The 25,418-nt window shown below is 64.6% G+C and carries 25 protein-coding genes; 11 read left to right on the top strand and 14 right to left on the bottom strand.

The window, feature by feature from the left end; genetic code table 11:
• Window positions 1–250: 250 nt before the first annotated feature.
• Window positions 251–2,038, top strand: coding sequence for a cation:proton antiporter (locus FA85_RS08755; protein WP_036109561.1), 1,788 nt, complete (start codon window positions 251–253; stop codon window positions 2,036–2,038).
• 112 nt (window positions 2,039–2,150) lie between these two features.
• Here FA85_RS08755 and aceA read toward each other — a convergent pair whose 3' ends face one another.
• Together aceA and aceB are read right to left on the bottom strand one after the other, a co-directional pair.
• The gene (gene aceA / locus FA85_RS08750) at window positions 2,151–3,440 is read right to left on the bottom strand and encodes an isocitrate lyase (RefSeq protein WP_036109563.1); all 1,290 of its coding nucleotides are present in this window, start codon (window positions 3,438–3,440) and stop codon (window positions 2,151–2,153) included.
• Between the two features lie 24 nt (window positions 3,441–3,464).
• On the bottom strand, window positions 3,465–5,063 hold the full coding sequence (gene aceB / locus FA85_RS08745; protein ID WP_036109568.1) for a malate synthase A: 1,599 nt from the start codon (window positions 5,061–5,063) through the stop codon (window positions 3,465–3,467).
• A 154-nt stretch (window positions 5,064–5,217) separates the two neighbouring features.
• Between aceB and FA85_RS08740 the strand changes: the two genes are divergently transcribed.
• The gene (locus tag FA85_RS08740) at window positions 5,218–6,231 is read left to right on the top strand and encodes a LysR family transcriptional regulator (protein WP_428977042.1); all 1,014 of its coding nucleotides are present in this window, start codon (window positions 5,218–5,220) and stop codon (window positions 6,229–6,231) included.
• A gap of 3 nt (window positions 6,232–6,234) precedes the next feature.
• Here FA85_RS08740 and FA85_RS08735 read toward each other — a convergent pair whose 3' ends face one another.
• Window positions 6,235–6,702 (bottom strand): hypothetical protein, encoded by a 468-nt coding sequence (locus FA85_RS08735; protein ID WP_036109571.1) that lies wholly within the window; start codon window positions 6,700–6,702, stop codon window positions 6,235–6,237.
• A gap of 434 nt (window positions 6,703–7,136) precedes the next feature.
• Here FA85_RS08735 and FA85_RS08730 point away from each other — a divergent pair, with 434 nt between their 5' ends.
• A complete protein-coding gene (locus tag FA85_RS08730) occupies window positions 7,137–7,322 on the top strand; it encodes a hypothetical protein (protein WP_036109573.1) in 186 nt (61 codons plus the stop codon).
• A 10-nt stretch (window positions 7,323–7,332) separates the two neighbouring features.
• Here FA85_RS08730 and FA85_RS08725 read toward each other — a convergent pair whose 3' ends face one another.
• The 8 genes from FA85_RS08725 to FA85_RS22530 are packed head-to-tail and all read right to left on the bottom strand — an operon-like array spanning window position 7,333 to window position 12,282.
• Window positions 7,333–7,932, bottom strand: a complete 600-nt coding sequence (locus FA85_RS08725; protein ID WP_239709127.1) for a 1-acyl-sn-glycerol-3-phosphate acyltransferase — start codon at window positions 7,930–7,932, stop codon at window positions 7,333–7,335.
• Window positions 7,929–8,351, bottom strand: a complete 423-nt coding sequence (gene arfB, locus FA85_RS08720; protein WP_036109575.1) for an alternative ribosome rescue aminoacyl-tRNA hydrolase ArfB — start codon at window positions 8,349–8,351, stop codon at window positions 7,929–7,931. Before arfB ends, FA85_RS08725 begins: the two co-directional genes overlap by 4 nt.
• Window positions 8,352–8,380: 29 nt before the next feature.
• On the bottom strand, window positions 8,381–9,109 hold the full coding sequence (locus FA85_RS08715; RefSeq protein ID WP_036116989.1) for a pseudouridine synthase: 729 nt from the start codon (window positions 9,107–9,109) through the stop codon (window positions 8,381–8,383).
• Between the two features lie 5 nt (window positions 9,110–9,114).
• Window positions 9,115–10,764: a ubiquinone biosynthesis regulatory protein kinase UbiB gene (ubiB, locus tag FA85_RS08710; protein ID WP_036109579.1), complete on the bottom strand. Its 1,650-nt coding sequence runs from the start codon at window positions 10,762–10,764 to the stop codon at window positions 9,115–9,117.
• The gene (locus FA85_RS08705) at window positions 10,761–11,429 is read right to left on the bottom strand and encodes a ubiquinone biosynthesis accessory factor UbiJ (protein WP_036109583.1); all 669 of its coding nucleotides are present in this window, start codon (window positions 11,427–11,429) and stop codon (window positions 10,761–10,763) included. The genes ubiB and FA85_RS08705 overlap by 4 nt, the downstream gene beginning before the upstream one ends.
• Before the next feature lie 23 nt (window positions 11,430–11,452).
• On the bottom strand, window positions 11,453–11,917 hold the full coding sequence (locus FA85_RS08700; protein ID WP_036109586.1) for a tRNA (cytidine(34)-2'-O)-methyltransferase: 465 nt from the start codon (window positions 11,915–11,917) through the stop codon (window positions 11,453–11,455).
• Between the two features lie 7 nt (window positions 11,918–11,924).
• Entirely contained in the window at window positions 11,925–12,119 is a 195-nt protein-coding gene (locus FA85_RS08695) for a hypothetical protein (protein WP_036109589.1), read from the bottom strand.
• A 31-nt stretch (window positions 12,120–12,150) separates the two neighbouring features.
• Window positions 12,151–12,282 (bottom strand): hypothetical protein, encoded by a 132-nt coding sequence (locus FA85_RS22530; protein WP_255349725.1) that lies wholly within the window; start codon window positions 12,280–12,282, stop codon window positions 12,151–12,153.
• Between the two features lie 218 nt (window positions 12,283–12,500).
• Between FA85_RS22530 and FA85_RS08690 the strand changes: the two genes are divergently transcribed.
• Together FA85_RS08690 and FA85_RS08685 are read left to right on the top strand one after the other, a co-directional pair.
• Window positions 12,501–15,395, top strand: coding sequence for a M16 family metallopeptidase (locus FA85_RS08690; RefSeq protein ID WP_036109592.1), 2,895 nt, complete (start codon window positions 12,501–12,503; stop codon window positions 15,393–15,395).
• 87 nt (window positions 15,396–15,482) lie between these two features.
• Window positions 15,483–15,899 carry a DUF4156 domain-containing protein gene (locus FA85_RS08685; protein ID WP_036109595.1) on the top strand — a complete coding sequence of 139 codons (417 nt, stop codon included), beginning with the start codon at window positions 15,483–15,485 and terminating at the stop codon, window positions 15,897–15,899.
• 7 nt (window positions 15,900–15,906) lie between these two features.
• Here FA85_RS08685 and FA85_RS08680 read toward each other — a convergent pair whose 3' ends face one another.
• Complete coding sequence (locus tag FA85_RS08680) at window positions 15,907–16,821, bottom strand: LysR family transcriptional regulator (RefSeq protein ID WP_036116990.1); 915 nt, start codon at window positions 16,819–16,821, stop codon at window positions 15,907–15,909.
• 117 nt (window positions 16,822–16,938) lie between these two features.
• Between FA85_RS08680 and FA85_RS08675 the strand changes: the two genes are divergently transcribed.
• The 4 genes from FA85_RS08675 to FA85_RS08660 all read left to right on the top strand — a co-directional run bounded on the left by FA85_RS08675 (window position 16,939) and on the right by FA85_RS08660 (window position 21,364).
• Window positions 16,939–17,679 carry an SDR family oxidoreductase gene (locus tag FA85_RS08675; protein WP_036109600.1) on the top strand — a complete coding sequence of 247 codons (741 nt, stop codon included), beginning with the start codon at window positions 16,939–16,941 and terminating at the stop codon, window positions 17,677–17,679.
• 1 nt (window position 17,680) lies between these two features.
• Window positions 17,681–18,577: an SDR family oxidoreductase gene (locus FA85_RS08670; RefSeq protein ID WP_036109602.1), complete on the top strand. Its 897-nt coding sequence runs from the start codon at window positions 17,681–17,683 to the stop codon at window positions 18,575–18,577.
• Between the two features lie 241 nt (window positions 18,578–18,818).
• Window positions 18,819–20,138, top strand: coding sequence for an ABC transporter permease (locus FA85_RS08665; protein ID WP_036109605.1), 1,320 nt, complete (start codon window positions 18,819–18,821; stop codon window positions 20,136–20,138).
• A gap of 11 nt (window positions 20,139–20,149) precedes the next feature.
• The gene (locus FA85_RS08660) at window positions 20,150–21,364 is read left to right on the top strand and encodes an ABC transporter permease (protein ID WP_036109608.1); all 1,215 of its coding nucleotides are present in this window, start codon (window positions 20,150–20,152) and stop codon (window positions 21,362–21,364) included.
• Between the two features lie 15 nt (window positions 21,365–21,379).
• Here FA85_RS08660 and FA85_RS08655 read toward each other — a convergent pair whose 3' ends face one another.
• Entirely contained in the window at window positions 21,380–21,757 is a 378-nt protein-coding gene (locus FA85_RS08655) for a VOC family protein (protein ID WP_036109611.1), read from the bottom strand.
• A gap of 68 nt (window positions 21,758–21,825) precedes the next feature.
• Between FA85_RS08655 and FA85_RS08650 the strand changes: the two genes are divergently transcribed.
• A complete protein-coding gene (locus FA85_RS08650; RefSeq protein ID WP_239739749.1) occupies window positions 21,826–22,275 on the top strand; it encodes a MarR family winged helix-turn-helix transcriptional regulator in 450 nt (149 codons plus the stop codon).
• A 522-nt stretch (window positions 22,276–22,797) separates the two neighbouring features.
• On the opposite strand, the gene FA85_RS08645 is transcribed toward FA85_RS08650, so the two are convergent.
• Window positions 22,798–23,046, bottom strand: coding sequence for a hypothetical protein (locus FA85_RS08645; RefSeq protein WP_156108671.1), 249 nt, complete (start codon window positions 23,044–23,046; stop codon window positions 22,798–22,800).
• Between the two features lie 1,245 nt (window positions 23,047–24,291).
• On the opposite strand from FA85_RS08645, the gene FA85_RS08635 reads away from it, so the two are divergent.
• Window positions 24,292–24,903, top strand: coding sequence for a hypothetical protein (locus FA85_RS08635; RefSeq protein WP_036109622.1), 612 nt, complete (start codon window positions 24,292–24,294; stop codon window positions 24,901–24,903).
• The last annotated feature ends 515 nt before the right edge of the window (window positions 24,904–25,418 follow it).

Raw genomic sequence — 25,418 nt, 5'->3', positions numbered from 1 at the left:
ACGCTGATGTCCGAGCCGATTAAGACTTATTTCATGTACTGACCAGTTGACGAATCCCCCGGCCAGGAGCATGATTCTGTACCAGGCGGTTCTCTAATGGACTGTCTGCCCCGCTCCGGTGCTGGATACCCCTCCCTCCCCCCGCTCCAGCACCGGGGCCCGGCCTTTATCTTCACCAACGATTCCCTATGCTCTTCTTGACGGCCCGCCTCTGGCGCTGGCCGTTTTCTTTTTTGGAACAGGGAAAATCATGGGACTCGAACTCGGCATCCTGCTGACACTGATGCTTGGCATCGGCTTCCTCTGCCAGTGGGTAGCATGGCGGGTACGCCTTCCGGCCATCCTCTTCCTGCTGCTGGCAGGCATTCTGGCGGGCCCGGTGACCGGGCTCCTTCACCCGGACAAGGTCCTGGGCGACCTGTTGTTCCCGGTTGTATCGCTTGCGGTGGCGGTCATCCTTTTCGAAGGCAGCCTGACCCTGCGCTTCAGCGAGCTGAAGGGTATCGGGCACGCGGTCCGTGGCCTCGTCAGCTACGGCGCGATCATCGCGCTGCTGATGCTGGCGGGTGCGGCCCACTGGATCGGTGGTCTCAGCTGGGAACTGGCGCTGCTGTTCGGCGCACTGACCTGCGTGACCGGCCCGACCGTGATCGCGCCCATGCTGCGCACGGTTCGGCCCAATGCCCGTATCGCCAACATCCTGCGCTGGGAGGGGATCATCATCGATCCGATCGGCGCCCTGTTTGCGGTGCTGGTCTATGAAGCGATCGTCTCGCACCGCGAAGGTCACTCGATCCAGATCTTCCTCGGCACGATCGCGTGTGGCGCGATCGTCGGTGGCGTCGCCGCGTTCATTCACGGCAACCTGCTGCGTCGCCACTGGATCCCCGAGTACCTGCAGAACTTCGGCACGCTGGCCGCGGTGCTCGCTACGTTCACGCTGTCCAACACGGTGGCACACGAGTCGGGCCTGCTGGCGGTGACCCTCATGGGTATCGCGCTGGGCAACATGCGTGACGTACACATCGACGACATCATGGACTTCAAGGAGCACCTGACCACCTTGCTGGTCTCGATGCTCTTCATCCTGCTGGCGGCGCGTCTGGACTGGCCGCTTCCCGATGGCGCGCTGCTGGGTGGTGTGCTGATCTTCTTCGTCGCGCAGCTCGTCATTCGTCCGCTGTCGGTCCTGGTGGCGAGCGTTGGCGGCGGGCTGTCGTGGCGTGAGCGTGCATTGATCGCCTGGGTCGCGCCGCGAGGCATCGTCGCCGCATCCGTGTCGGCGTTGTTCGCCATTCGCCTGGAGAAGGCGGGCATGGCCGGTGCCGACAAGATGGTGCCGCTCGTCTTCCTGATGATCATCGGCACGGTGGTCTTCCAGAGCGCGACGGCGCGTCCGCTGGCACGCTGGCTCAAGGTTGCCGATCCCGAACCGCGTGGCGTGCTGATCTACGGATCCGACATCGTCGCGCTGGAGATCGCGCGCGCCTTGGCCGCCAATGAGGGGCTGCGTGTCGTCGTCGCCGACGACGACTGGAACGGCATTCGCACGGCGCGCATGGCGGGACTGTCGACGTTCTTCGGCAATCCTTCGTCGCAGGCGGCGGATCGCAATCTCGATCTCGCGGGCATCGGCCACCTGCTCGCCGTATCGACACATCGCGAACTGAACTCGCTGGCCAGCGTGCACTATCGCGAGGAATTCGGTCGCGACAAGGTATTCCGCCTGCGCAACCTGTCGCCCGAGGAAAGCCACGGTCGCGCCTCCCTGGCGGGGAGTCTCGTCGCCACCGCGTTGTTCACCGAAGACATGACGCACGCGCGCTTCGCGGAACTGCTGCACGAGGGATGGCGAATCAAGTCCACGCGACTGACCGAGACGTTCGACTGGCCGCATTTCATCGAAGAGTACGGTTCGCGCACGGTGCCGTTGTTCGGGGTCGAGGAGAAAGGCGACCTTCGCATCGCTTCGGGCAAGAAAGTGCTGGAGCCGAAGCCCGGCTGGACGGTGATCGCCCTGGTGCCGCCCGAGCGCTGATCGCCGCCGCGACGCGAGGCGGCGTTCGCATGGTCCATCAGTGAATATGAGCACGGCGGCGAACATACTTTCGCAGCCGTGCCCAGGCGCAAAGCGCTTCGCGTCGAACGCGTTACGCCGCTGAGGCCGGATGAAACTGCTGTTCTTCCGTCGAACCGCTCAGCGCGGAGAGCGAACTGAACGAGCCTGAGATCACCTGGTTCACCGTGTCGAAGTAGCCGGTGCCGACCTCGCGCTGATGCTTCGCCGCCGTATAGCCATCCTTCTCCGCGGCGAACTCCGCCTCCTGCAGTTCCACATAGGCCGCCATCTGGCGATCCTTGTAGCCACGTGCCAGCTGGAACATCGAGTAGTTCAGCGCATGGAAGCCAGCCAGGGTGATGAACTGGAAGGCGTAGCCAAGTTCGCCCAGCTGCTTCTGGAACGTCGCGATCGTCCTTTCGTCGAGGTTCTTCTTCCAGTTGAAGCTCGGCGAGCAGTTGTACGCCAGCTTCTTGCCCGGATACTTCGCATGGATGGCCTCGGCGAACCGGCGCGCTTCTTCCATATCGGGCGTCGAGGTCTCGCACCAGAGCAGGTCGGCATAAGGTGCATAGGCCAGCCCGCGACTGATCGCCTGATCGATGCCTTGCGTCGCTTCGTAAAAACCTTCCACGGTGCGTTTGCCGGTGAGGAAAGGCTTGTCGTAGTCGTCCACATCGGAGGTAACCAGTGCGGCACCCATCGCATCCGTACGCGCGACGATCAGCGTCGGCACACCGGCGACGTCGGCCGCCAGTCGTGCGGCGATCAGCTTCTGCACGGCTTCCTGTGTCGGCACGAGCACCTTGCCACCCATGTGGCCGCACTTCTTCGCACTGGCTAGCTGGTCTTCGAAATGCACGCCGGCGGCGCCCGCCTCGATCATGTGCGTCATCAGCTCGTACGCATTGAGTACGCCACCGAAGCCCGCCTCGGCGTCCGCGACGATCGGCACCAGCCAATCGAGACCATCCTTGCCCTCGGCGTGATGAATCTGGTCCGCGCGCAGCAGCGTTTTGTTGATCTTGCGGACGACGTTAGGCACCGAGTCGACCGGATAGAGCGACTGGTCGGGATACATCGCCCCGGCCGTGTTCGCATCGGCGGCGACCTGCCAGCCTGAAAGGTAGATGGCCTGGAGCCCGGCCTTCACCTGCTGCATCGCCTGGTTGCCCGTGAGCGCGCCCAGCGCATTGACGTAAGGCGTGTCATGAATGGCGCGCCACAGGCGATCGGCACCGCGGCGGGCGAGCGTGTGCTCAACCTGGACCGTGCCACGCAGCTTCACCACGTCCTCGGCGGCGTAGGGGCGCTCGACGCCCTTCCAGCGTTCGTTGTTGGTCCAGTCCAGCGTGATGTGCTCGGCGTTATGCGTCTTCATCGTAAGGCTCCTTCGAGAGGTCGGTCAGGACAGGTGTTCGTAAGCGGGAAGGGTGAGGAAGTCGCGTAGTTCGTCGGCGTGAGTCAGTGCGGAAATCAGGCGGGCCGCATCATCGGCGCGCGATGCGCCGGGCAGGTCGCTGCCGCGAAGGCGGTGCGCATGGGCCGCAAGTGCCTGGTCGAAGAGGCCGAAGTCGATGTGTGCGTGGTCGCTAAACTCGACCGGTCCGTGATGCAGCCATTGCCAGAGCTGCGCGCGGGCGATCTCCGCGGTGGCGGCGTCTTCCATGAGGTTGTGAATCGGTACGCAGCCGAGGCCTTCAAGCCACGCCGCCGTATAGCGAAGGCAAACCTCGACGTTATTGTCGAAGCCGGAGCGGGTGACCGTACCGATGGCGGGCGCGATGAGCGCGTCACGCGAAACGGTCACGTCGTCGCGTGTCACATGCAGCTGGTTCGACGTCGGCATGTGTTCATCGAAGATTTCCATCGCGATGGGGACGAGCGCTGGATGGGCGACCCAGGTGCCATCGTGTCCCGCGGTCACTTCGCGCAGCTTGTCGGCGCGGACCTTGGCCATCGCAGCGTCGTTCGCGGCGTCGTCGCCGCGGATCGGAATCTGCGCCGCCATGCCGCCCATCGCGAACGCGCCGCGGCGATGACACGTCCGGATCAGCAGTTCGGAATACGCCTTGAGAAAGGGCACGGTCATGGTGACCTGGCCACGCTCCGGGAGCAGCCGGTCGGCATGGGCGCGGAACGTCTTCAGGTAAGAAAAGATGTAGTCCCAGCGGCCGCAGTTCAGCCCGACGATGCGGGCACGCAGCGCGTGCAGGATTTCGTCCATCTGGAACACGGCGGGGAGGGTTTCGATGAGCACGGTGGCCTTCATCGATCCGTGGGGCAGGCCGAGCTGCTCCTCCGCATAGGTCATCACCGATTCCCATAATGCGGCTTCTTCCATGCTCTGCAGCTTTGGCAGGTAGAAGTACGGGCCGCGATCGCGTTCGTGCAGCGCGGCGGCGTTGTGGAACGCATAGAGCCCGAAGTCGACGAGCGCACCGGCGACCACGTCACCGTCAACCTCGGCATGGCGCTCCGGCAGGTGCCAGCCGCGCGGGCGGATCACCAGCACCGCGGGATCCTTGCCGACGCGATAGACCTTACCCTCGCCGTTCGTGAACTCGATGCTGCCGTTCACCGCATCGCGGAGGTTGCGCTGCCCTTCCATCTGGTTGGCCCAGGTCGGCGCGCTCGAGTCCTCGAAGTCGGCCATGAACACCTTCGCGCCCGAGTTCAGGGCGTTGATGATCATCTTCCGCTCGACCGGACCGGTGATCTCGACCCGGCGGTCCATCAGGGCATCCGGGATCGGGCCGACGGCCCAGTCGCCATCGCGGATCGCCGTCGTATCGGTGCGGAAGTCGGGGAGTTCGCCCGCGTCGTAGCGTTGTTGGCGTGCCGTCCGCTCAGCCAGAAGGCTCAGGCGATGGCCATCGAACCGGCGGTGCAGCCCCGCCACGAAGGCGATGGCATCCGGCGTCAGGATGTCGCTGTAGGTGTCGCGGCCGTCACCGAAGCGGACGCCGGAGAGGGGATCGATCGCGCTCTTTGGAACTGCCATGGGTCCGTGCCTCGGGATGCGGGTCTGGAGTTGAAGCTATGCCCGGGGCTATGCTTTTGACAAAGCATATGTTTCAAAGATCAATATTAAATATGTTAATGTAGTACGTATCTCGCGGAAATATCGGAAGAAAATGTCGGATAAGAAGACGGTTGTGCGAGCCAGACGCTCATCGAAGCCGGCTCCGACACGGACGAAAGGCCGCGAGAGCCCCGATGCCACGAGCCGCTTTTACTACAAGGGCAATCGTCTGAAGCAGCTGCGTGCCTTCGTCTACACCACCCGCCTGGGCACGCTGAGCCGCGCTGCTGAGGCTTTATTCCTGTCTCAGCCTTCAGTGAGCCTGCAGCTCAAGGCGCTCGAGCGCGAGATGGGTATGCCCCTCCTCGAGCGCACACGACGTCGCGTCACCCTGACCGACGCCGGCGAAGCCCTCTATGAGATGGCCCGTCCACTGGTGGAAGGCTTCGAGAACCTCGACCGGGAATTCCAGAAGAAAACGCGGGGTGCGCAATCAGGCAAGCTGACCGTGGCGGCGGGATCCTCGACCATCCAGTACCTGCTGCCCGAGCTCGTGAAGGCGTACCGGGAGCGGTATCCGTCCGTACAACTCCAGCTCGCAAACGTTACGGGTAAGGATGGCCTCGCGCTGCTTCGTGCCGACGACGCCGATATCGCGATTGGCTCGATGCTCGACGTGCCCAACGACATCGCATGGGCGCCGGTCTATCACTACGACCCGATGTTGATCATGCCGCCCGATCATCCGCTGGCTGCGAAGTCGGAGATTCGGCTTGAAGATCTTTCTCCCTATGGGCTGATCCTGCCGCCGCAGCGGCTTACGACATTTCGCCTGGTCGATATGGTTTTCCAGCAACGGCATGTGCCTTACACCGTCGCGATTGAAGTCGGTGGCTGGGACGTGATCAAGCAGTACGTCGCGATGGGTCTGGGTATCTCCATCGTCACCGGCATCTGCATCACGGAAGCGGATCGCGAGAAGCTTGCTGTGCGAAACCTGCGGCAGTATTTCCCGCAGCGCAGCTATGGGGTTGTGATGCGTAAAGGAAAATTTCTCAGTCCTGAAGCACGCGCCTTCATCGATCTTATTCGACCCGGTCTGCTGACCCATCGTGATTACGATGAATCGGGGCATTCGGAACGCTGACACTCATGCGTAGGTGTCGATGCTCCGCTCGGGGTGCAACGCGCGGATCATGTCGCGCAAGCCGGTGGCCAGTTCCATCCCTTTCTCATAGATGCGAATGGTATCGGTCCAGTCGATTCCGGACGTCGAATTCCTAACGTATGAAAGGTGGCCATTGAGCCGTTCCATGACATCGAACGGCGTATCGATCCCCCGGTCATAGCCCATGGCCGCGAGCGTATCCTCGCCCTCGATGTCGATCGCTCCCTCCCAGAACAGTCGAGCTGTAATGGAATTTAGCTGGCGGGGAGTCGCATGCGTCAGATCGAGATCGCGAATCAGCTCTTGCGTCTCAGGTTTAAGACGACGCAGAGCGTCTGTCGCGGTGCCTGTGTTGAATCGCCCGGTGCCGATTCGCTGGACATGGCCGCGAACGATATTGGGATCTTGCTGTGTCAGATGCGGGCCATGAGTGCGATTCGCGATTTGCATGTTGATCTCCCTTCTTTAGCACGAGAATGCAGCTGGCGTCGGAAAATCGATGTCAGTTTGGTTCGCGTGGACGCGCAGGTGACTGGCGCGAAGTGTGTGGGTAAGTCGACCTCGTGAGCTGCCGACGAACATCGTGTCGTCTCGCCGCCTGACTGCCGTCAGATCGCCGTTTGAGGTCGTCGATACCGCATACCTTGCCGAAGCGCGGTTCTGCGCGTCGCCAAGGAATATCTATGCGTCATCAAAAGAAGGTAGTGGTACTCATTGCGTTCGGACTTCTGTCTGCCGCCGCACTCGCCGCGCAAGCGGGGTCCCGTGGCGTGCCAGCGGGTACGTGCCAGATCTACACGAGGTTGGAAGGGCTTAGTGGAAGGCTGCAGAGCCAACAGTTCGCGGTCGTCCGGGAGTGGCGCACTGGATGCACGGGATCGGTGATGGCTTCCGCCGGACGAGGCTACCTGTCGTTCGAGCAGTTTCAGGACGGTGAATGGCGTCCCCGCGCCGAAGGCATCTCGGTCAACCTTGCGCGACTCCCGCCCGGTACCTACCGCCTCCGCGTAAAAAATATCAACCACACCCCACTCGATTACCTCGTGCGCCTGTCCTACGGCATCGGGTGATCGTCACGCTTCACACCCCGCGATGCTTCCCGCGATACCCCGCGAACATGGCGCGGATGCGCGTCATGTCCGCTTCCATATCACCCGAGGCATGGACCAGCGGTCCCACGGTGAATGTCTTCGTCGGGTAATCGATGAACACCGTCTGGATAGGCACGCCGGCGGCTCGCGCGATACGCAGAAATCCCGACTTCCATTGCTTGACGGGCTTACGCGTGCCCTCGGGCGCAATGGCGACCCACATCTTCTCGTGCTCGGCAAAGCGCTTGACCATCTGGTCGACGACATTGGTGGCCGCGGAACGATCGATGGGAATCATGCCGAGCCTGCGCACCACAGGACCCAACGGCCCGTTGAGGACTTCACGCTTGATCATCACCCCGACGTCCATGCCCATGGCCGACTTCACCAGCAAGCCCCACACACCGTCCCAGTACGACGAGTGCGGTGCGCCGATGAGAATGACTTTGGGCAGGTTCGGCATGTCGCCGACGACACGCCATCCGCTGCGCTTGATCACCCACCGGCAGATGCGCATCCAGCGGGACACGGGCAGCTGCGGAATGTTCGGGCCGAGTACGGGAATGCCATCCAGGGGAGGGAGGGTCACTCGGCGCTCCACTTGGTGGAACGACCTTTCTTGGTCTGGCTGCGCTGGGTCTTGCCCGCGAGACGGCGTTCTTTCGAGGCGCGGGTCGGCTTGGTGGCAACGCGCTTCTTCGCCACGACTGTCGCAGCGCGAATGATCTCGGCAAGACGGTCGCGGGCGTCATCTCGGTTGCGCGCCTGCTCGCGGAAACGCCGGGCCTGGATCACCAGCACGCCGGCATCCGTGATCCGGCGGTCGCCACGGGCAAGCAGGCGCTCGCGAACCGCGTCGGGCAGCGACGGCGACGACGCGACGTCGAAGCGCAGTTCGACCGCGCTCTCGGTTCGGTTGACGTGCTGTCCTCCGGGGCCGTCCGCGCGCGTGAAGCGCTCGATCAGTTCGGCATCGGGAATCGCAATGGAGGCGGTGACGATAAGCATGATGGCTGCGGATTCTAGCAGCCGGCCCGCTAAATCCCGTCGTGCGCTGCCGCAGGCCAGGCGTAGGCATCCCGCCAGGCGAAGCGTTCGATCAGGCGCAGCCAGGTGTCGTCCAGACTCGCCTCGATGCACATCGGGCGAATCGCGGTGGGATGCACGAACTCGAGCGCCGCGGCGTGCAGCAGCAGGCGATGCGATGCGAAGTGCTGCTTGAACAGGCGATTGTGGTCGCCGCGTCCGTGCTGGCTGTCGCCCACCAACGGATGATGGATGTGGGCGAAGTGCTTGCGGATCTGTCGGAAGCGGCCGGTCCGTGGCTCGGCGAGCACGAGGGCGTATCGCTGTTTCTCGTAACGGCCCAGCGGAATGTCGACTTCCGTCGTGGCCAGTTGCCGGTAGTCCGTACTGGCCTCGCGTCGTGGACCCGTGTCCTTCGAGCCTGGCAACGGGTAGTCGATGGTGCCTTCCGCCGGATCGGGCCAGCCGCGCACCACGGCGAGGTAGCGCTTACGGACACTGCGGCCCATGAACTGTTCGCCAAGCTGGGCGGCGACTTCCGGCGAGCGTGCCACGAGCAGGACACCCGACGTGGCGCGATCCAGTCGGTGCGCCAGGTGCAGCGGCCCATCGACTTGCTCACGGAGCATGTCGATCAGAAACGCATCGTCCGGCCCGACGAACTTCGACCGGTGTACGGCGAGGTTCGCGGGTTTGTTGATGGCGACGATGTCGTCGTCCTGATAGAGGATCTCGAGCACGTCGGTCAGGGCACCCGGCGCGGCCAGCCCGCGATGAATGCGGCGACACCCACCACGGCGGCGGCGATCGCCGGCCACATGCCACGCGACGACAACGTACCGATCAGGGCCGCACAGATCAGCAGCGTAGCGCCGAGCAGGCCGCAGGCGATCAGGCGCCGCATGCGTCTCGCATCGTCGCGTGCCAGGGCGAGAGCGATCGGGTCCGCTATCTCGCGGCGTTCGCCGCTGGCGACCTGACGCAGCGCGTCGCGCACCAGCTCGGGCACGCGCGGCGCCGTATGGATCCATTCCGGCAGGCGACGACGCACGTCGCGCAGGGTAGCCCGCACGCTGTAGCGCTCGCGCAGGATCCGGCGAAGCACCGGGTGAGCGACGGCCCAGATATCGATCTCGGGGTCGAGCATGCGACCGACGCCTTCGATATTGAGCAACGTCTTCTGCAGCAGGATCAGCTGTGGCTGCAGCGTGAGCTCGAAGCGACGCGCGGTCTGGAAGAGCTTCACCACCAGCTCGGCGATGGATATCTGCGACAGCGGGCGTGTGAAGTAGGGCTCGCAGACCGTGCGCACAGCGGCCTCGAGCTCATCCAGCCGAATGGTCGACGGCATCCAGCCGGCGGCGACATGCAGCTGCGCGATGCGCGCGTAGTCGCGCTCGAACAGGGCGATGAAGTTTTCGGCGAGCCAGTATTGGTCGGCCTCGGGCAGCGAACCCATGATGCCGAAGTCGAGCGCGATGAATCGCGGCTCGTCCACACGCGAGGTGTCGACCCAGATATTGCCGGGGTGGGCGTCGGCGTGGAAGAAGTTGTCGCGGAAGACCTGCTCGTAGAACAATCGCACGCCCTTCTCGGCGAGCGCCTTGCGATCGAGGCCGGCGGCATCGATCGCGACGACGTCATCGGCGCTGACGCCGCGCACGCGTTCGAGGGTCAGCACGCCCTGGGTGCTGAAGTCCCAGTGCACTTCCGGGACATACAAGTCGATGCCGCTGGCGAAGTTGCGCCGGAGCAGGCTGGCGCTGGCGCCTTCGCGTTGCAGGTCGAGCTCGTTCTCGAGCATCTTCTCGACCTCGGCCACCACCTCGAGCGGACGGATCTTGTCCGCGGCCGGGTGCCAGCGCTGGGCGAGCTCACCGAGTGCATGGAGCAGGTCGATGTCGCGGGCAATCCGCTTGTCGATACCGGGGCGCAACACTTTGAGCACCACCTCGCGGCCGTCGTGCAGCGTGGCCGCGTGCACCTGGGCGATGGAGGCGGACGCCAGTGCGTTCTCGTCGAAGCTGGCGAACAGTGTCGCGACCGGCGCACGCAATTCGCGCTCGACGATCGCGCGTGCCTCGGCGCCGGGGAAAGGCGGCACCTGATCCTGCAACAGCGCGAGTTCGTCGGCGATGTCCGGCGGCACCAGATCGCGCCGTGTCGACAGCACCTGGCCGGCCTTGACGAAGATCGGGCCGAGTTCGGTCAGAGCGAGACGCAACCGCGCGCCGCGCGACATGCCGCGGGTGTCGGCGGCCGGCCCGGGAAACAGTGGGCGCAGCAGCTTGAGCGGGCGGTAGATATGCGCGCCCTCGATCACTTCGTCGAGCTGGTACTTGAGCAGGATGGCGGCGACACGCAGCAGGCGTGGAGCAAGGCGCAGCGGCGTCATGAATGTCGCTCCTTCAGGGCACGCTCGAGTCGGGCAAGCCGGGCCTCCGCGCGCTCGGCGCGTTCGCGGACCGTATCGACCCCGTCGAGGAAGATATCCATCTCGCCCGGCGCCACCGCGACCCTGCCTTCGTCACGAAGCCAGTCGGCGCCGTCCTCGGTCAGGTGCGACACCGTGTCGCGCGCGTGGGCGAGTCCATCGCGGAGGGCTTTGGCCAGGGGGACGCCGATCCGGTCGCCGAAGGTCTTCGCGAAAGCTTCCTCGACATCCGGCGCGTACTGGCGCGCGAGCCGCTCCAGGCGGCGAGCGAGTTCGGCATCGCCGGCGATGTCCACCTTACCGGGCGCCACGCCGTCGTCATCACGGCGCATGGCCATGGCGAGGAGACTGCCGGGCGAGGCGACGACACGCAGGCTGCCGCCGTCTTCAGGCGGTCCCACGCGCAAGCGGCCCTTTTCCACCGTAATGCGGATACCCAGTTCGGGGCCGGCGAGATGCACCTGCACACTGCGGCCATCGAGCGCGTCGAGACGGGCACGGGTGTCGGGATCGAGGTCGACCGCGCGGTTGAGTGCGGTCTCCATGGCGCGTCCGGCCAGCACGCGCAGCGGACGGGGCAGGAAGCGGTTCGGGCCGGCGTCGGCGGAGGGTCGTTCGGGGGTCATGCCCCGATTGTAGCTTGCGCGGGTCAGCCCGCGCCGTCGAAACCCGCCTGACGCCACGCTTCGAACACGGCGACCGCGACCGCGTTGGACAGATTGAGGCTGCGATTGCCCGGACGCATGGGCAGGCGCACGCGCTGCGCCTCCGGAATCGCGTCGAGTACGTCGTCGGGCAGGCCGGCCGTTTCACAGCCGAAGAGCAGTGCGTCGGTCATCCCGAAGGCGACGTCGGTATGAAGCTGGCGCCCCCGGGTCGAGAAGGCGAAGACACGCGGCCGGCCGATGGCATCCAGACAGGCGTCGAGGTCGTCATGGACCGCGACGCTGGCGAACTCGTGGTAATCCAGTCCGGCTCGGCGCAGCCGGGCATCGTCCAGCTCGAAGCCGAGCGGTCGTATCAGGTGCAGGGTCGCGCCGGTGTTGGCGCACAGACGAATCACATTGCCCGTATTGGGCGGAATCTCGGGTCGGAACAGGATGACGTGGGGCATGCCCCCATTATGCCGCCGGCGGTGGGCACGCGGCGGCATCCTCGCCCGATACGCACGCGGTCGTCGCGACGGGGTTCATCTGGCTGGTCGCAGCCAGCTGGATCGGCGCGCCGGTGTACGTAAGCATGTTGCCGACAATCAGGCCGCAGACCAGCAGGGAAGCGACGAGCAGGGTGCGCAGGATGAGCAGTTCGTGTTGCATGGCGGTGGCTCCGGGTACGGGTTTTCTTGGGTCAGACCATCTGGAACAGAGTCAGGCCACAGACGAACATCGACGTGGCGAGCAGGGCGCGGAGCATCAGCATTTCGTATTTCATGGTGTCGTCCTCAGTGTTGCCGGAGCGAAAGGCCGTCCGGCGGGGCATGACTAGTAACGCAAACGCCGTGCCAGTCTTTAAGGGCGCGCAATCAGCTGATTCGCATGAGGTTTGTCAGGTCGTTCCGAAACGGATGCCTGTCCGCGGACACTGACCGTGTGCGAGCGGACACCGTCCGCACACTCCGACATGCCCGATTGCGTCCGGACGACATCGCGGGCTAGCCTCCACGGGACCCGGGCCATGAAGGCCCACTGGAGCCGTGCATGAAGAACCGCCTCGCCCTGCTCGCCGCCGGGCTGATCTCCTTCGTCGGGGCCGCCGCCGCGGCCACCACCTCTCCCGATGCGATTCCCGACATTCCCTACACCCGTTTCCAGCTGCCCAACGGGCTGACAGTGGTCGTGCATGAGGACCACAAGGCGCCCGTCGTCGCGGTCAGCATCTGGTACCACGTGGGCTCGGCAGACGAACCGGCCGGTAAGACCGGCTTCGCGCACCTCTTCGAACACCTGATGTTCTCTGGGTCGGAAAACCGTAAGGGCACCTACTTCCAGCCCTTCGAACGTGCCGGCGCCACGGACATGAACGGCACCACCTGGTTCGATCGCACCAACTATTTCGAGACCGTCCCGACCACCGCCGTCGACATGGCGCTGTGGATGGAATCCGATCGCATGGGCCATCTGCTCGGCGCCATCGGCCAGAAGGAGCTGGATACCCAGCGCGGTGTCGTCCAGAACGAAAAGCGCCAGGGCGAAAACCGCCCCTACGGCCGCGTCGACGAAAACGTCCTGGTCAACACGTTCCCGGCCAATCATCCGTATCACCACGACACCATCGGCTCGATGGCCGACCTCGACGCGGCCTCGCTCGCCGACGTCAAGCAGTGGTTCCACGACTACTACGGCGCGTCCAACACCACCCTCGTGCTCGCCGGCGACATCACGGTGGCACAGGCGAAGGCCAAGGCCGAGAAGTACTTCGGTGACATCCCGGCGGGTCCGCCGGTTCCTCGCCAGCAGGCGTGGATCACCCCGGTGCAGACATCCTCCCGGGGCACCCAGCATGACCAGGTCGCGCAGACGCGCATCGTGCGTACGTGGATCGTGCCGCAGCTGGGCACCGACGACGCCGTGCAGCTCGACCTTGCCACGACCGTGCTCGGTGGCGGCAAGACCTCACGGCTGTACCAGCGCCTCGTCTACCAGGACAAGATCGCGGACGACGTGAGCCTGGGTATTTCGCCTTTCGCCCTGGCCAGTCAGGTGCAGCTTACGGTCGACGTGAAAAACGGCGTCGACCCGGCGAAGGTCGAAGCGGCGGTCGCCGACGTCTGGAAGGACTACCTGGCCAAGGGGCCGACCGACGACGAACTGCTCCGCGCCAAGGTCGCCAATCGTGCCGGCTTCGTGCGCGGTCTTGAAAAGGTCGGCGGTTTCGGTGGCAAGGCGGTCATCCTTGCCGAGGGCCAGGTCTACCGAAATGATCCCGAAGCCTATAAGAAGGATCTCGAGCGCGCGCAGAAAGCCACGACGGCCTCCGTGCTGGCGGCGTCGAAAACCTGGCTGGCCAAGGGCGACTACACGCTGACCGTGCTGCCTGCCGCGCCGGGTTTCGATCCCGCGGCCGAAGACAAGGCCGTGGTGGGTCTCGGCGACGCGCAAGGTCGTCCGGCCGCCGTCACTCCCCCCGCGAAGACGTATACCGTCGGCAAGTCCGAGGTGGACCGCAGCACGGGTGTACCCGCCGTCGACACGTTCCCCGACCTGTCCTTCCCGAAGCTGCAGCGCGGCAAGCTGAAGAACGGCATCGAAGTCGTGCTTGCCGAGCGCCACACGGTGCCGGTCACTCAGGTGCAGCTTCTGTTCAATGCCGGCTACGCGGCGGATCAGGGCCGTAAGCTGGGCACGGCGAGCTTCACCTCCGCCCTGCTGGAAGAGAGCACGAAGTCGCTCGATTCCGTGGAGGTCGCGCGCCGCAAGGAGCGTCTCGGCGCCATCGTGTCGTCCAGCTGCTCGCTCGATAACTGCAGCGTCGGCCTCAACGCGCTGAACACCGACCTCACGCCGTCGCTGGCGCTGTTCGCCGACATCACGCGCAATCCGGCGTTCAAGGCGGATGACATCGAGCGCGTGCGCGGCCAGTGGATCGCGGGCATCGCGCAGGAGAAAACCGAGCCGACCGGACTCGCACTGCGCACCCTGCCGCCGCTGCTTTACGGCAAGGATCACGCGTACGGTATTCCGTTCACCGGTAGCGGCACCGAAAAGGCCATCGCTTCGCTCACCGCCGATGATCTCGCCGCATTCCAGCGCGACTACCTGCGCCCCGACAACGTGCGCATCGTCGTCGCCGGCGACACGACGCTTGCCGACATCCTGCCAAAACTCGATGCTGTCTTTGGCGACTGGCAGGCGCCGTCCACCGCGCTGCCGAAGAAGAACATCGGCGAAGTCGCCGCGCAGCCCAGGCCGCGCGTCTTCCTGATCAACCGGACCGACGCCCCACAGTCGCTGATCCTGGCGGGTCTGCTGGCGCCGTCGACCAAGGCGAAGAACGCGCTCGACCTCGGCATCGCCAATGGTGCCTTCGGTGGCACGTTCACCTCGCGCCTCAACATGAACCTGCGTGAGGAGAAGCGTTGGGCTTATGGTGCGGGCAGCATGCTTTCCGACGCTCAGGGTCAGCGCCCGCTGTTGTTCTACGCGCCGGTGCAGACCGATAAGACCGCCGAGTCCGCTGCGGAAATCCTCAAGGAGGCAAAGGCCGTTATCGGACCGAAGCCGCTGACCGACGAGGAAATCGATAAGATCCGCGCGCAGCGTGTTCGTGCGCTGCCCGGTAGCTTCGAGACCACCTCGGCCGTTCTGGGGGCGATCACGGGCATCCTGATTTACGACCGTCCGGACGACTACGTGCAGACGCTGAAGTCGCGTATCGAAGGCGTCGACCGCAAGGACGCCGAAGACGCCTTGTCAGCCGTGATCCATCCGGACGCGCTGACCTGGGTGATCGTCGGCGATCTGCGCAAGATCGAGGCCCCGGTGCGTGCGCTGAACCTCGGCGAAGTGCACGTGATCGATGCCGATGGCGCGCCCGCGAAGGACACCGTGCCTGCCAGGGCGGCCAGGTCCAAACCGGCCCCCTCGAAAAAGTGACCGGGCGCGAGGGCGCGATCGAAGAAGATCGCGCCCTCGCTTCCATCCGGCTAGCATACCCATCGAACGATCTTCCGGAGCTCTACCATGCGCAAGGCCCTTGTCCTCCTCATCCCGCTCGCCCTTTCGGCCTGCACGTGGGGCATCAAGCTCGATGACAGCGCGCGCAATGTCCGCACCGCCTGGAACGGCGACGTGTCCAGCTGCCGCGATCAGGGCAAGGTCACCGTCTCCGTACAGAGTCGTGTCGGCCCCATCGATCGCAACGACCTGAAGGTCCGCGACGAACTCGAAGTGCTCGCACGCAACGAAGCCGCGAAGATGGGCGCGGATACCGTCAAGCCGCTCGGCGATCCGAACGGTGGTTCGCAGGAGTGGGGCGCGTATTCGTGTGGGCCTCGCGGTGCCGGTCCGGGCCGTGCCAACAACCCGCCGCCGCCTCCGCCGCAGAACAACAACACGGCGCCGCAGGCTGGGTTCGAAACCGTCCCGCTGAAGAACTGAGCCTGGCTCAGATCGGTCTCACCCCTTCGCCCGCGTGCCGGGCGAAGGTCACCGCCAGCCAGTCGATGAACACGCGCACCCGCGGCGACAGCTGCCGGTTGTGCGGGTAGAGCAGAGATACCGGCGACGGTGTCGGCGGAAACGCTTTCAGTACTTCGACGAGCGTGCCGGCCGCGAGGTCAGCGGCCACGTGGTATCTCGGCACCTGAATCAGGCCCAGCCCCAGCCGCGCGAGTGTCAGATTCGTCTCCGCGCCCGTCACCGTGACCGTCGATGGCAAGGTGACGTGCCGCACGTCGTCGCCGACGACGAATTCCAGGGGCAGCGTTGCTCCCGTCGACGTCGACAGGAAGCCGATGGCCTCATGCCCGGCGAGATCGTCCGGAGACGAGGGCATGCCACCGTGTCTTTCGAGATATCCGGGGCTGGCGCACGTCACCTCGTCCAGCCAGGCGATGCGGCGTCCCACCATCGTGCTGTCGCTCAGATCGCCGACACGTAAAACGCAGTCCACCCCTTCGCGAACGAGATCCACCCACCGGTCGCCTTCGCCCACGTGGATCTTCAGTGCGGGATAACGGGCCAGGAACTCCGGCAGCGACGGAAGGACGAAGTGGCGGGCGAGGGTGCCGTGTACGTCCACGCGCAATAGACCGGCCGGGCGAGCGTCCACGAAGGCCGCCTCCGCATCCTCCACGTCGGCGAGGATCGATACGCAGCGGCGATGGTAAGCCTCCCCATCCAGCGTCGGACTGACATGTCGGGTGGTTCGCTGGAGCAGGCGGACGCCGAGTCTGGCCTCGAGACGCTTGATCGCCTGCGTAACCGTCGACCGCGGCAGGTCGAGGTCCGTCGCGGCGAGCGTGAAGCTTCTCCGTTCCACGATGCGGACGAACAATCGCATGGTATCGAAACGGTCCAGGGCCATCTTTTGTTCCATTGCAAGGAATAGTGAAGCCCAATATAGGTGGATTATCCGCGGGCAGCCAACGCCCATCATGGTCTCGCCCGGCAATCGCGCCGGTACCGGAGAACCGATATGAACGTGAAAAACAGCAGGATCGCCATCGTGACGGGTGCCTCGCGCGGCATCGGTGCCGCGGTTGCCAAACGGCTCGCCAGCGACGGCTTTACCGTCCTCGTGAACTATTCGGGTAGCGCGCAGGCGGCCGAGGCGGTCGTCCGGGAGATCGAAACGGCCGGTGGCCAGGCGATCAGTGCGCAGGCGGATGTCGCGAACGCCGCGGATGTGCGTCGCCTGTTCGACAAGGCCGAGGAGGTTTACGGCGGCGTGGATGTCCTGGTGAACAACGCGGGCGTGATGGCGCTGGCCCCGGTGGCCGAGTTGAAGGACGAGGACTTCGATCGCCTCTTCGCGATCAACGTCAAAGGCAGCTACAACACCATGCGCGAAGCGGCGACGCGCCTTCGCGAAGGCGGCCGCATCGTCAATTTCTCTTCCAGCGTGGTTGCCCTGTTGCAGCCGGGCTATGCCGCCTACGCCGCGACCAAGGCGGCCATCGAAGCCACCACGATGGTGCTGGCGCGCGAACTGCGTGGCCGCCATATCACGGTGAATGCGATCGCCCCCGGCCCGACCGGCACCGACCTGTTCCTCGACGGCAAGTCGCCCGAGCTGGTCGACCGACTGGCCAAGCTGTCACCGCTGGAGCGCCTGGGCACGCCGGACGACATCGCCGCTGCCGTGGCATTCCTCGCGGGGCCGGACGGCGGCTGGATCAACGGTCAGGTGCTGCGCGCCAACGGCGGGGTGGTCTGACATGAAGCAGATCATCCTCATTACCGGGGCATCCAGCGGGTTCGGCCTGCTGACGGCGCGCGCACTCGCGGCGGCGGGACACACGGTCTATGCCAGCATGCGCGATGTCGCGGGTCGCAATGCCGCCAACGCCGAAGCGGTCCTGAAAGAAGCGGCTGAACGGCAGGTCGATCTTCGCGTCGTCGAGCTCGATGTCACCTCCGAGGCATCCGCAGAGGCGGCCGTGAAAACCATCGTGGATCGCGATGGCCTTCTGGACGTCCTCGTGCACAACGCGGGTCATATGGTGTTCGGTCCCGCTGAAGCCTTTACGGCGGAGCAGTACGCCCAGCTCTACGACGTCAATGTCCTCGGCACGCAAAGGGTGAACCGCGCCGCGTTACCGGTGATGCGTGCGCAGGGCAGGGGCCTGCTGCTCTGGGTCTCATCGAGCAGCACGCGCGGTGGCACGCCGCCGTTTCTCGCTCCGTACTTCGCCGCGAAAGCCGCCATGGACTCGCTCGCCGTCAGCTATGCCGGCGAGCTGACCCGCTTCGGTATCGAGACTTCGATCATGGTGCCTGGCGCCTTCACCAGAGGTACCAACCACTTCGCCCATGCGGGCAAGCCCTCCGATGAGCCGCGGGCGGCCGCCTACATGGATGGTCCGTACAAGGGGATGCCGGACACGATCCTGAAGGGGTTGGCTGCGCTCGAACCGGCCGACGCCGACGCGGGTGAGGTGGCAACGAAGATCGTCGAGGTGGTCGGGCTGCCCTTCGGCAAGCGGCCGTTCCGGGTGCATGTCGATCCGTCGCAGGACGGTGCGGAAATCGTCAGTGGCGTCGCGGACCGCATGCGTCGCGAGTTGTTCTGGCGCGCGGGCATCGAGGACCTGCTGACGGTCAGGGCAGGCTGATCGCCAGCGCGCGGCCGATCCCATCGGGGAAAGCACCGGCACGGATAGGGCACGTGACCGTCAGCCCGGTCGGACACGGTGGCGGACACGGTCGCGGACACGGACACTGTCCGCGGACACCGGGCCGGCGTGTCACGCGGTGCCGTAACTCGCTGAGCCAGCGCGAGTTAGCGTCCTTTTGTGGGTTTGGCCCGTCTCTTGCTCTTCCGGGTATGCGAACAAGGGCAGGGGACCGACCGGGATGTTTGGCTATTACGTGGAACTGGCCGTGCGCAGCCTCAGGCGCAATCCCGTACTGACGGGCCTGATGGTGCTGGCCATCGCGGTCGGTATCGGCACGAGCATGACCACGCTGACCGTGATGCATCTGCTCTCAGGGGATCCGCTTCCGGGTCGAAGCGAGCATCTCCATTACGTGCAGGTCACGCCCTATCCTCAGGATGCGACGCCCACGCATCCCAGCGAAGTGATGGACTACCGCTCCGCGATGGATCTGTGGAAGGCGAAGCGCGCGGATCAGCAGGCACTTCTGGTCGGGAGCACGATCAAGGTCCATGTCCCGGCGTCGACATCGCCGCCACTCCTGCTGAGCATGCTGTCGACTCATGCGGACTTCTTCACCATGTTCGCGGCGCCCTTCGAATATGGCGGCGCCTGGACGGCGGAGGATGACGAGAAGCACGCTCGGGTCGCCGTGATCTCGTCCGATCTGAACCACAGGCTCTTCCGAGGTGAAAACAGTATCGGCAAGATCATCCGCCTGCGCGACAGCGACGTTCGCATCGTGGGTGTGCTGAAACCCTGGCGTCCGTCACCGCTCTTTTACGACGTCTATGGCGGCCGTATGGCGCATGGCGACACGGCCGACTTTTACGGGAAGGTCGAGGACGTGATGACGCCCTTCCAGTCCGGCCTCGAAATCAACGACGGCAATTTCGTCCAGTTCACGTGCTGGCAACTTCCTCCGTCTCCGGGCCATCTGCAGGATGCGCCGTGTCTTTGGGTGAGGTTGTGGGTGCGGCTGCAGGACGATGCGAAAGTCGCGGCGTATCGCCGCTTCGTGGCCGACTACGCCGCGCAACAGAAGGCGCAAGGTCGCTTCCGTCACGACCTGACGGCCGTGCCATCGCTGATGGAATGGATGACGAGCAATCGTGTCGTACCCGGTGACGTGCGCTTGCAGGTATGGCTTGCGTTCGCCTTCCTCGCCATCTGCCTGTGCAACACCGTCGGCCTGTTGCTCGCGAAGTTCCTTCGCCGTGGCGCGGACTTCAGTGTGCGTCGGGCGCTGGGGGCGACGCGCGGGGCGGTCGTCATGCAGTGCCTCGTCGAGACCGGCGTCATCGGCATCGCCGGCGGTCTGCTCGGCTGGTTGTTCACCCTGGCCGGCCTGTGGCTCGTGCGCCAGCAACCTGTGCCTTATGCGGATATGGTCCGACTCGATGCATCGATGTTCATGACGACGTTCGTTCTCGCCGTGACGACCAGCCTGCTGGCGGGCGCGCTACCCGCCATCCGTGCCGGTCGGGTCGCCCCCGCGCTGCACCTGAAGACGCTGTAAGGACGATCGCCATGCGGACGCACCCCATCTTCGCCGCACTCCGGCATCACCGCCTCGCCACCACGCTCATCGTGCTGCAGATCGCGCTTGCCTGCGCCGTCATGTGCAATGCGTGCTCGCTGATCGCGGCACGCTGGCAAGCCATGCAGCTGGTGACCGGTATCGACGAGGCTTCGCTCGGCACGTTGTATCTGTCGGGTTTCGAACCGGGACGCGCCAATGACCTCAACGCGCGGATGGTGGCCGGGCTTCGTGCCATCCCCGGGGTGACGGCGGTCAACGTGGTGAACACGGTGCCCTTCAGTCACGGCGCGGGAACCGTAGGCGTAACGCTGGACGCCGCGGGACAGCGCGAGGGTGGCGTCGTCGACGTTTATCTGGGCACGCCCGGCACGCTGGAGGCACTGGGCATTCGCATCGTCGAAGGGCGCGCGCCCGGCGCCGAGGACTACCGCCCGGTGGGCGACTTCTTTCCCTCCCAGGCGAATGTGCTGATTACACGCGCCGCCGCCGATCACATGTGGCCTGGGGTAAGTCCCCTGGGCAAGGAGATCTTCGTCGACAAGAACCACTTCCGTGTCATCGGCGTCATGGAACACCTCTCCATCGCCAGGCCCGGTTCCATGGGGCCGGAGGAAACGGACTGGTCGGTGTTCGCGCCGTCGCTTGCCGGGCCCACGCTGGCCGGCACTTACGTGATTCGCGCGAAGCCGGGCGATCTACCCGCCGTGATGCACAAGGCGCGCGAGGCGGTGACCGCATTGGCGCCGGATGCCGTGCTGATCCGTGAAAACAGCGACTCTCTGCCGGCGTTGCGCGCCGCCCACTTCGCCAACGACAGGGCGATGATGAGTCTCCTCGTCGGCATCATCGTGACCCTGTTGCTGGTGACGGCGCTGGGCATCGTCGGCCTGGCGAGCTTCTGGGTGCAGCGGCGGCGTAAGCAGATCGGCATTCGCCGGGCGATCGGCGCGTCCCGTCGCGACATCGTCCAGTACTTCCAGCTGGAGAATTTCTTCATCGTCAGCATGGGCATCGGCGCAGGCGTGCTGCTGGCTTACGCTGCCAGCCTCACGCTCATGCACTTCTACGAAGTGCCCTTGTTGCCGCCGTGGTATCTGGCGGTCGGTGGCGCGACGCTGTGGATTCTCGGGCAGTTGGCCGTGCTGGGGCCCGCCCTGCGCGCGGCGGCGGTCCCGCCTGTGGTGGCGACGCGGGCGGGATGAGGGCATTGCTCTTGCTCAGCTGCCGGAGTGCGCGACGGTATGCGCCGTGATCGTGTAACCGAACGGATCGACAAAGGCGAAGTAGCGGCCGAAAGGGCCATCTTTCGGTGCGAACACAATGGGCGTCCCGTGCCCGACGAGATGATCGTGCAGCGCATCGGCATCGTCGCATCCGAACCAGAGAGCGATGCCCTCACCGAGGTTGTCGTTTCGGCTGAGCTCGGCGACAGGCGTGCGCACGGCGAACGGAATGGGTCGGGTATCGAAGACCACGGCGCCGGGAGGGCTTTGGGCTGCGACCTTCAGCCCCACGACATCGGTGTAGAAAGCCCGTGCCGCATCGAGATCATGGGTTTGAATGCCGACGAAGTCGGGGCCGATCAGATGGGGCATGACAATCTCTCCTGTGCGTGAGTTGGGCTAAGATATCAGTGTGCTGATACTAATGTAAGGGCCCTGATATGACCAGCCGTAAATCGCGACCCAAGATGGGCGATCCCTACGCGACCATCGGCTACGCCTTGAAAATGGCCCAGCAGGCGCTGCGAACGAGGATGGACGCCGGTCTGCGGGAGATCGGACTGACGACGCCGCAATACGCCGTGCTCACCTATCTGAAGAACGAAGCGGGTGCGTCGAACGCGACGCTCGCACGGCGCGCCTTTGTGACGCCACAGACGATGCAAGGCATCCTGGTCGCGCTGGAGCGCGCGGACCTCATCGTGCGCACGGCCGATCCCGACCACGGACGGGTGCAGAAAACCGAGCTCACCGCCGCGGGAATCGATGCACTGGACGCCGCGTCGGGCATCGTGGCCGACGCGGAAAGACGTCTGCGCGATGCGTCGATACCGGAAGATCCGAAGGCGGTCGCGGCGCTGTTGTTGCGGCTCGCCGAGGCGTTGCGTTGAGCGCGTAGACGTTCGTTGCCGACCGATGCAACCTTCTGCGTCGGAGGCTTCTAAACCGCTCCATCTTTGCCCATGCCAGCAGCGCGCCGCAGCGAGTCCGCCACCTGTGTCGGATAACCTCAACTTGACCACGAACGTAACCTGATGAAAACAGGACTAATCGTTGTGACGAACGAAGGCGACTGCCGGGAATTGCTGGGGTAAGGGGCGATCTCGGCGTTATGGCCGGGCTAAGGGCACCTACTAGCACCGTGACATTTGCCGGGATCCGAGCGTGCGGACCCATTAGGGCGGCGCCAGGCTCGGTAGCCGTCGGACTGCCGTGGCCAGGTGTATCGACGTCGCTGTATTTAAGCCGTGCGCGGCGCGCTCATCTGTTCGGCGGCCGACGTGTTCCGCTATTGGATGAACCTAGGGAGTAAGGGCTAATCAGCAGCGATGACGTCCTGCTTTGAGTTTCCTTGGGAGGAAAAACGAGTGCCTCCAGATGAGGACCGGCGAAATGACTGCCGTGCTTCTAAGTCAGCGGCTGGATACTTTTTTCACGCGCGTAAGGAAGGTGCCCGTGATGACCGGCTCCGCATCGCCGAGCTGGTAGGCGGTACGGGTCGTCTCCAAGGCCTCCGTCACAGCCATGTGGAATGCTGTCGGCTGGCAGTGATGCGGCCAGTCGCGATCTTTCTTCCACGATTCGAGCGTCTCTTGATCAAGCGTGCTTGCTTCCTTGTTGCCCAACCATCGCATCTCTGCTGAAACCGTCAGCGTGCTCATCGCAGCGGCCAACAGGACGTCCCAGCAGGCAGAGGTTAGCGGACATCCTCCGGGTTCCGGAAGCAGCGCACCGCGTTGCGGCGCAGATACGTGATCAGGCACCCGCCGGCGACCGCACCCAGCACCGCGCTCATAAGGTAACCGTCGAAGCCTAGCTGCAGGCCCAGAAAAGGACTGCCTTGGTGGAGAAAAACCAGGCCCGCCACTAGACCAAGGGAGCCGCATATCCTCACTTCGGGCCCACTGACACCGTAAGCCACGGTCCCACGACACGAGGCGCAGACTTGCGCGCGATATGACAAAGGCGAGTGACACAGCCCGCAGCTCATTTCCATGCATATGACTCCATTAGGATGAGCACTTAGCGGCAGGTCAGCGTAAAACTTGACCACCGAACTCGCTTATATTGAGTCCCTAGGCTAGGTCGACCCATTGCCAGAACCGATGCCCGGGGTGAGCGAGCGGACGTTGCATGGAACGCATTGGCGGCGATCGCAATCGGGCGGGTGCGTCGATAAAAGCGTGATGTCGATGCGATTAAACACCCGGCTCTTGTAGGGGGTGCCGGCGCACAATCAACGTTTGATTTCGTGAATTCGATCACATTATAGTCGACCGATAAACATTGCGTGGGCGGCATCGGGCTAGTCGCACCGAGCGTCACAAGCGATCACAAAACAGCTTGGCACCGCGGCGGCGGACCGTCCTCATCAAGGAAGGCGCGATCGATGTGGCGCGCATGCCGGTACTTAGGAGTAGGTCCGTGGGACGCATGTATCAGGAAGAGCTCGCCGCTGACCGTCACCTCGGCAGGGAGCGGCGTTCGGTGGGACCAACTGAACCGGGCCATCAATGCTTCCAGCGCCGTTCCGCTGGTCATCGTGGCCTCCGGTGGAGCGCAGGTCGCAGCCCGCTGGATGGCACGACTGCATCTAGCGGTCTTCGGCCATGCCGCCACAGTCATTGCGCCCTTGGAAGCGCTGAGCCTCACGGTACCTCGGGACGCCGCCATCTGGCTGGTCTCTCAAGGCGGGTCGCATCCGGACATTCTGACGGCCGCCGCCTGGGCCATTGCCGTGGCGCCCCTGCACGTTTTCGGCATAGTCGGCAGGGACGGCACGCCGTTGGCCCGACGAATCGACGAGGCGGGCTGTCTGAGTTGTAGTCTCGGCACGTCGGCGGGCGCCGATAGGTTTCTGTCGACCAATGGCGCATGGGCGATGTTGTGCGCTCTGACCAAGGTCCATGCGCGATGCCGACGTCGAGCTTCCGGCAGACGCGATCCTTGCATGGTCGCGAAAGGCTGCCGGTGCGATTCCGGCCTCGGCGCTCCGCGAGCACCTCAGCGTGGTGGCCGACCCTTGGACCTTGCTCGGCGCGGATGACCTGCAGATCCGTTCGACCGAAGCGTCTCTTGCCAGCCTCTGGGTAACCGACCTACGCAACCTCGGCCACGGCCGCCGCTTCTGGTTTGCCGATCGGGCCAGGGAGACGACCTGCATCTTCTTGCCATCGCCTGACTACACGCCATTGAAAGACTGGACACGGTCCGGGCTTCCACCCGAACTGGCTGTCGTCGAGGTCACCGCCCGCTTCGACGGCATGCTCGCCGGCCTCGCGGCTGTCGCCTGGGCCATGCACTGGGCCGACCGACCCGCTCAGCGCCGTGACCGCGATCGGGGCAGGCTTGGCGTGCCGGCCTTCGGCGAATGTCTCTACGAGGGCGACTTCGACTACAGCGCTGGTGCCGTCCTTGCCGACCGCGACGAGATCGCGATTGCACGAAAGCTTGACGTTCCTGCTGGGCGGGTCCGTGAACTGTTGTCACTTCTCAAAGTCCGTACGACTCCACCATAGAGGATGCGACTTATTAGCGAATATTTTGCCGGTATTGCCGAGTTCCTCGAGTTCATTGCGGATCCCGGAACGGGCAAAATTCTGGTGGCTAAGCTAGGCGAATGGCTTGGGTTGACGACAGAAGAGCTTGAGGCGCGTTGCCGGCGCTCCGGTCGGCTCAGTTGGAACGCGTAAACAAACGACGTGCTCAAGGTGTTGGACGAAATGCAGGATCGTACGTGGTGCCTGACTCGCACGCTGTCGTGGCACCGGCAGCTACCGGTAACCGGCACGGTGCGGGATACTGCAGACGGCTTGGTCTCGCAAGGGAAGGTTAATGAGGCGCTGCGGCAACTTCGGAACGACTCGCAAAAGGTCCGCCCTGGCGCTGGGGGCGCTTCTTGGCGATAAGGGTTTGCGCATATGCCGCCGGCTAGTTGGGCGGGAATGACACAAGGAGAGAAAGATGTCTGGTTCAGGCGGGGGCGGGGGCGGGGGCTTTCCTGATGTTGCGGTGGCTTGTGAGGATCTAGTCA

Origin of the sequence: Luteibacter mycovicinus, from assembly GCF_000745235.1 — a bacterium.
Taxonomy (GTDB): domain Bacteria; phylum Pseudomonadota; class Gammaproteobacteria; order Xanthomonadales; family Rhodanobacteraceae; genus Luteibacter; species Luteibacter mycovicinus.
This window is presented reverse-complemented; position numbering and strand designations above follow the sequence as displayed.

Coding starts and splice junctions, on each gene's coding strand:
- FA85_RS08735 (WP_036109571.1), bottom strand. CDS start 6,702: ATGCAAATCGCGAATCGCACTCATGGCCCGCATCTGACACAGCAAGAT.
- FA85_RS08755 (WP_036109561.1), top strand. CDS start 251: ATGGGACTCGAACTCGGCATCCTGCTGACACTGATGCTTGGCATCGGC.
- FA85_RS08660 (WP_036109608.1), top strand. CDS start 20,150: ATGCGGACGCACCCCATCTTCGCCGCACTCCGGCATCACCGCCTCGCC.
- FA85_RS08705 (WP_036109583.1), bottom strand. CDS start 11,429: ATGACCCCCGAACGACCCTCCGCCGACGCCGGCCCGAACCGCTTCCTG.
- FA85_RS08650 (WP_239739749.1), top strand. CDS start 21,826: ATGACCAGCCGTAAATCGCGACCCAAGATGGGCGATCCCTACGCGACC.
- arfB (WP_036109575.1), bottom strand. CDS start 8,351: ATGCTTATCGTCACCGCCTCCATTGCGATTCCCGATGCCGAACTGATC.
- FA85_RS08685 (WP_036109595.1), top strand. CDS start 15,483: ATGCGCAAGGCCCTTGTCCTCCTCATCCCGCTCGCCCTTTCGGCCTGC.
- FA85_RS08645 (WP_156108671.1), bottom strand. CDS start 23,046: ATGAGCACGCTGACGGTTTCAGCAGAGATGCGATGGTTGGGCAACAAG.
- FA85_RS22530 (WP_255349725.1), bottom strand. CDS start 12,282: ATGCCCCGCCGGACGGCCTTTCGCTCCGGCAACACTGAGGACGACACC.
- FA85_RS08690 (WP_036109592.1), top strand. CDS start 12,501: ATGAAGAACCGCCTCGCCCTGCTCGCCGCCGGGCTGATCTCCTTCGTC.
- FA85_RS08655 (WP_036109611.1), bottom strand. CDS start 21,757: ATGCCCCATCTGATCGGCCCCGACTTCGTCGGCATTCAAACCCATGAT.
- aceB (WP_036109568.1), bottom strand. CDS start 5,063: ATGGCAGTTCCAAAGAGCGCGATCGATCCCCTCTCCGGCGTCCGCTTC.
- FA85_RS08665 (WP_036109605.1), top strand. CDS start 18,819: ATGTTTGGCTATTACGTGGAACTGGCCGTGCGCAGCCTCAGGCGCAAT.
- aceA (WP_036109563.1), bottom strand. CDS start 3,440: ATGAAGACGCATAACGCCGAGCACATCACGCTGGACTGGACCAACAAC.
- FA85_RS08635 (WP_036109622.1), top strand. CDS start 24,292: ATGCGCGATGCCGACGTCGAGCTTCCGGCAGACGCGATCCTTGCATGG.
- FA85_RS08695 (WP_036109589.1), bottom strand. CDS start 12,119: ATGCAACACGAACTGCTCATCCTGCGCACCCTGCTCGTCGCTTCCCTG.
- FA85_RS08670 (WP_036109602.1), top strand. CDS start 17,681: ATGAAGCAGATCATCCTCATTACCGGGGCATCCAGCGGGTTCGGCCTG.
- FA85_RS08730 (WP_036109573.1), top strand. CDS start 7,137: ATGGCTTCCGCCGGACGAGGCTACCTGTCGTTCGAGCAGTTTCAGGAC.
- FA85_RS08675 (WP_036109600.1), top strand. CDS start 16,939: ATGAACGTGAAAAACAGCAGGATCGCCATCGTGACGGGTGCCTCGCGC.
- FA85_RS08700 (WP_036109586.1), bottom strand. CDS start 11,917: ATGCCCCACGTCATCCTGTTCCGACCCGAGATTCCGCCCAATACGGGC.
- ubiB (WP_036109579.1), bottom strand. CDS start 10,764: ATGACGCCGCTGCGCCTTGCTCCACGCCTGCTGCGTGTCGCCGCCATC.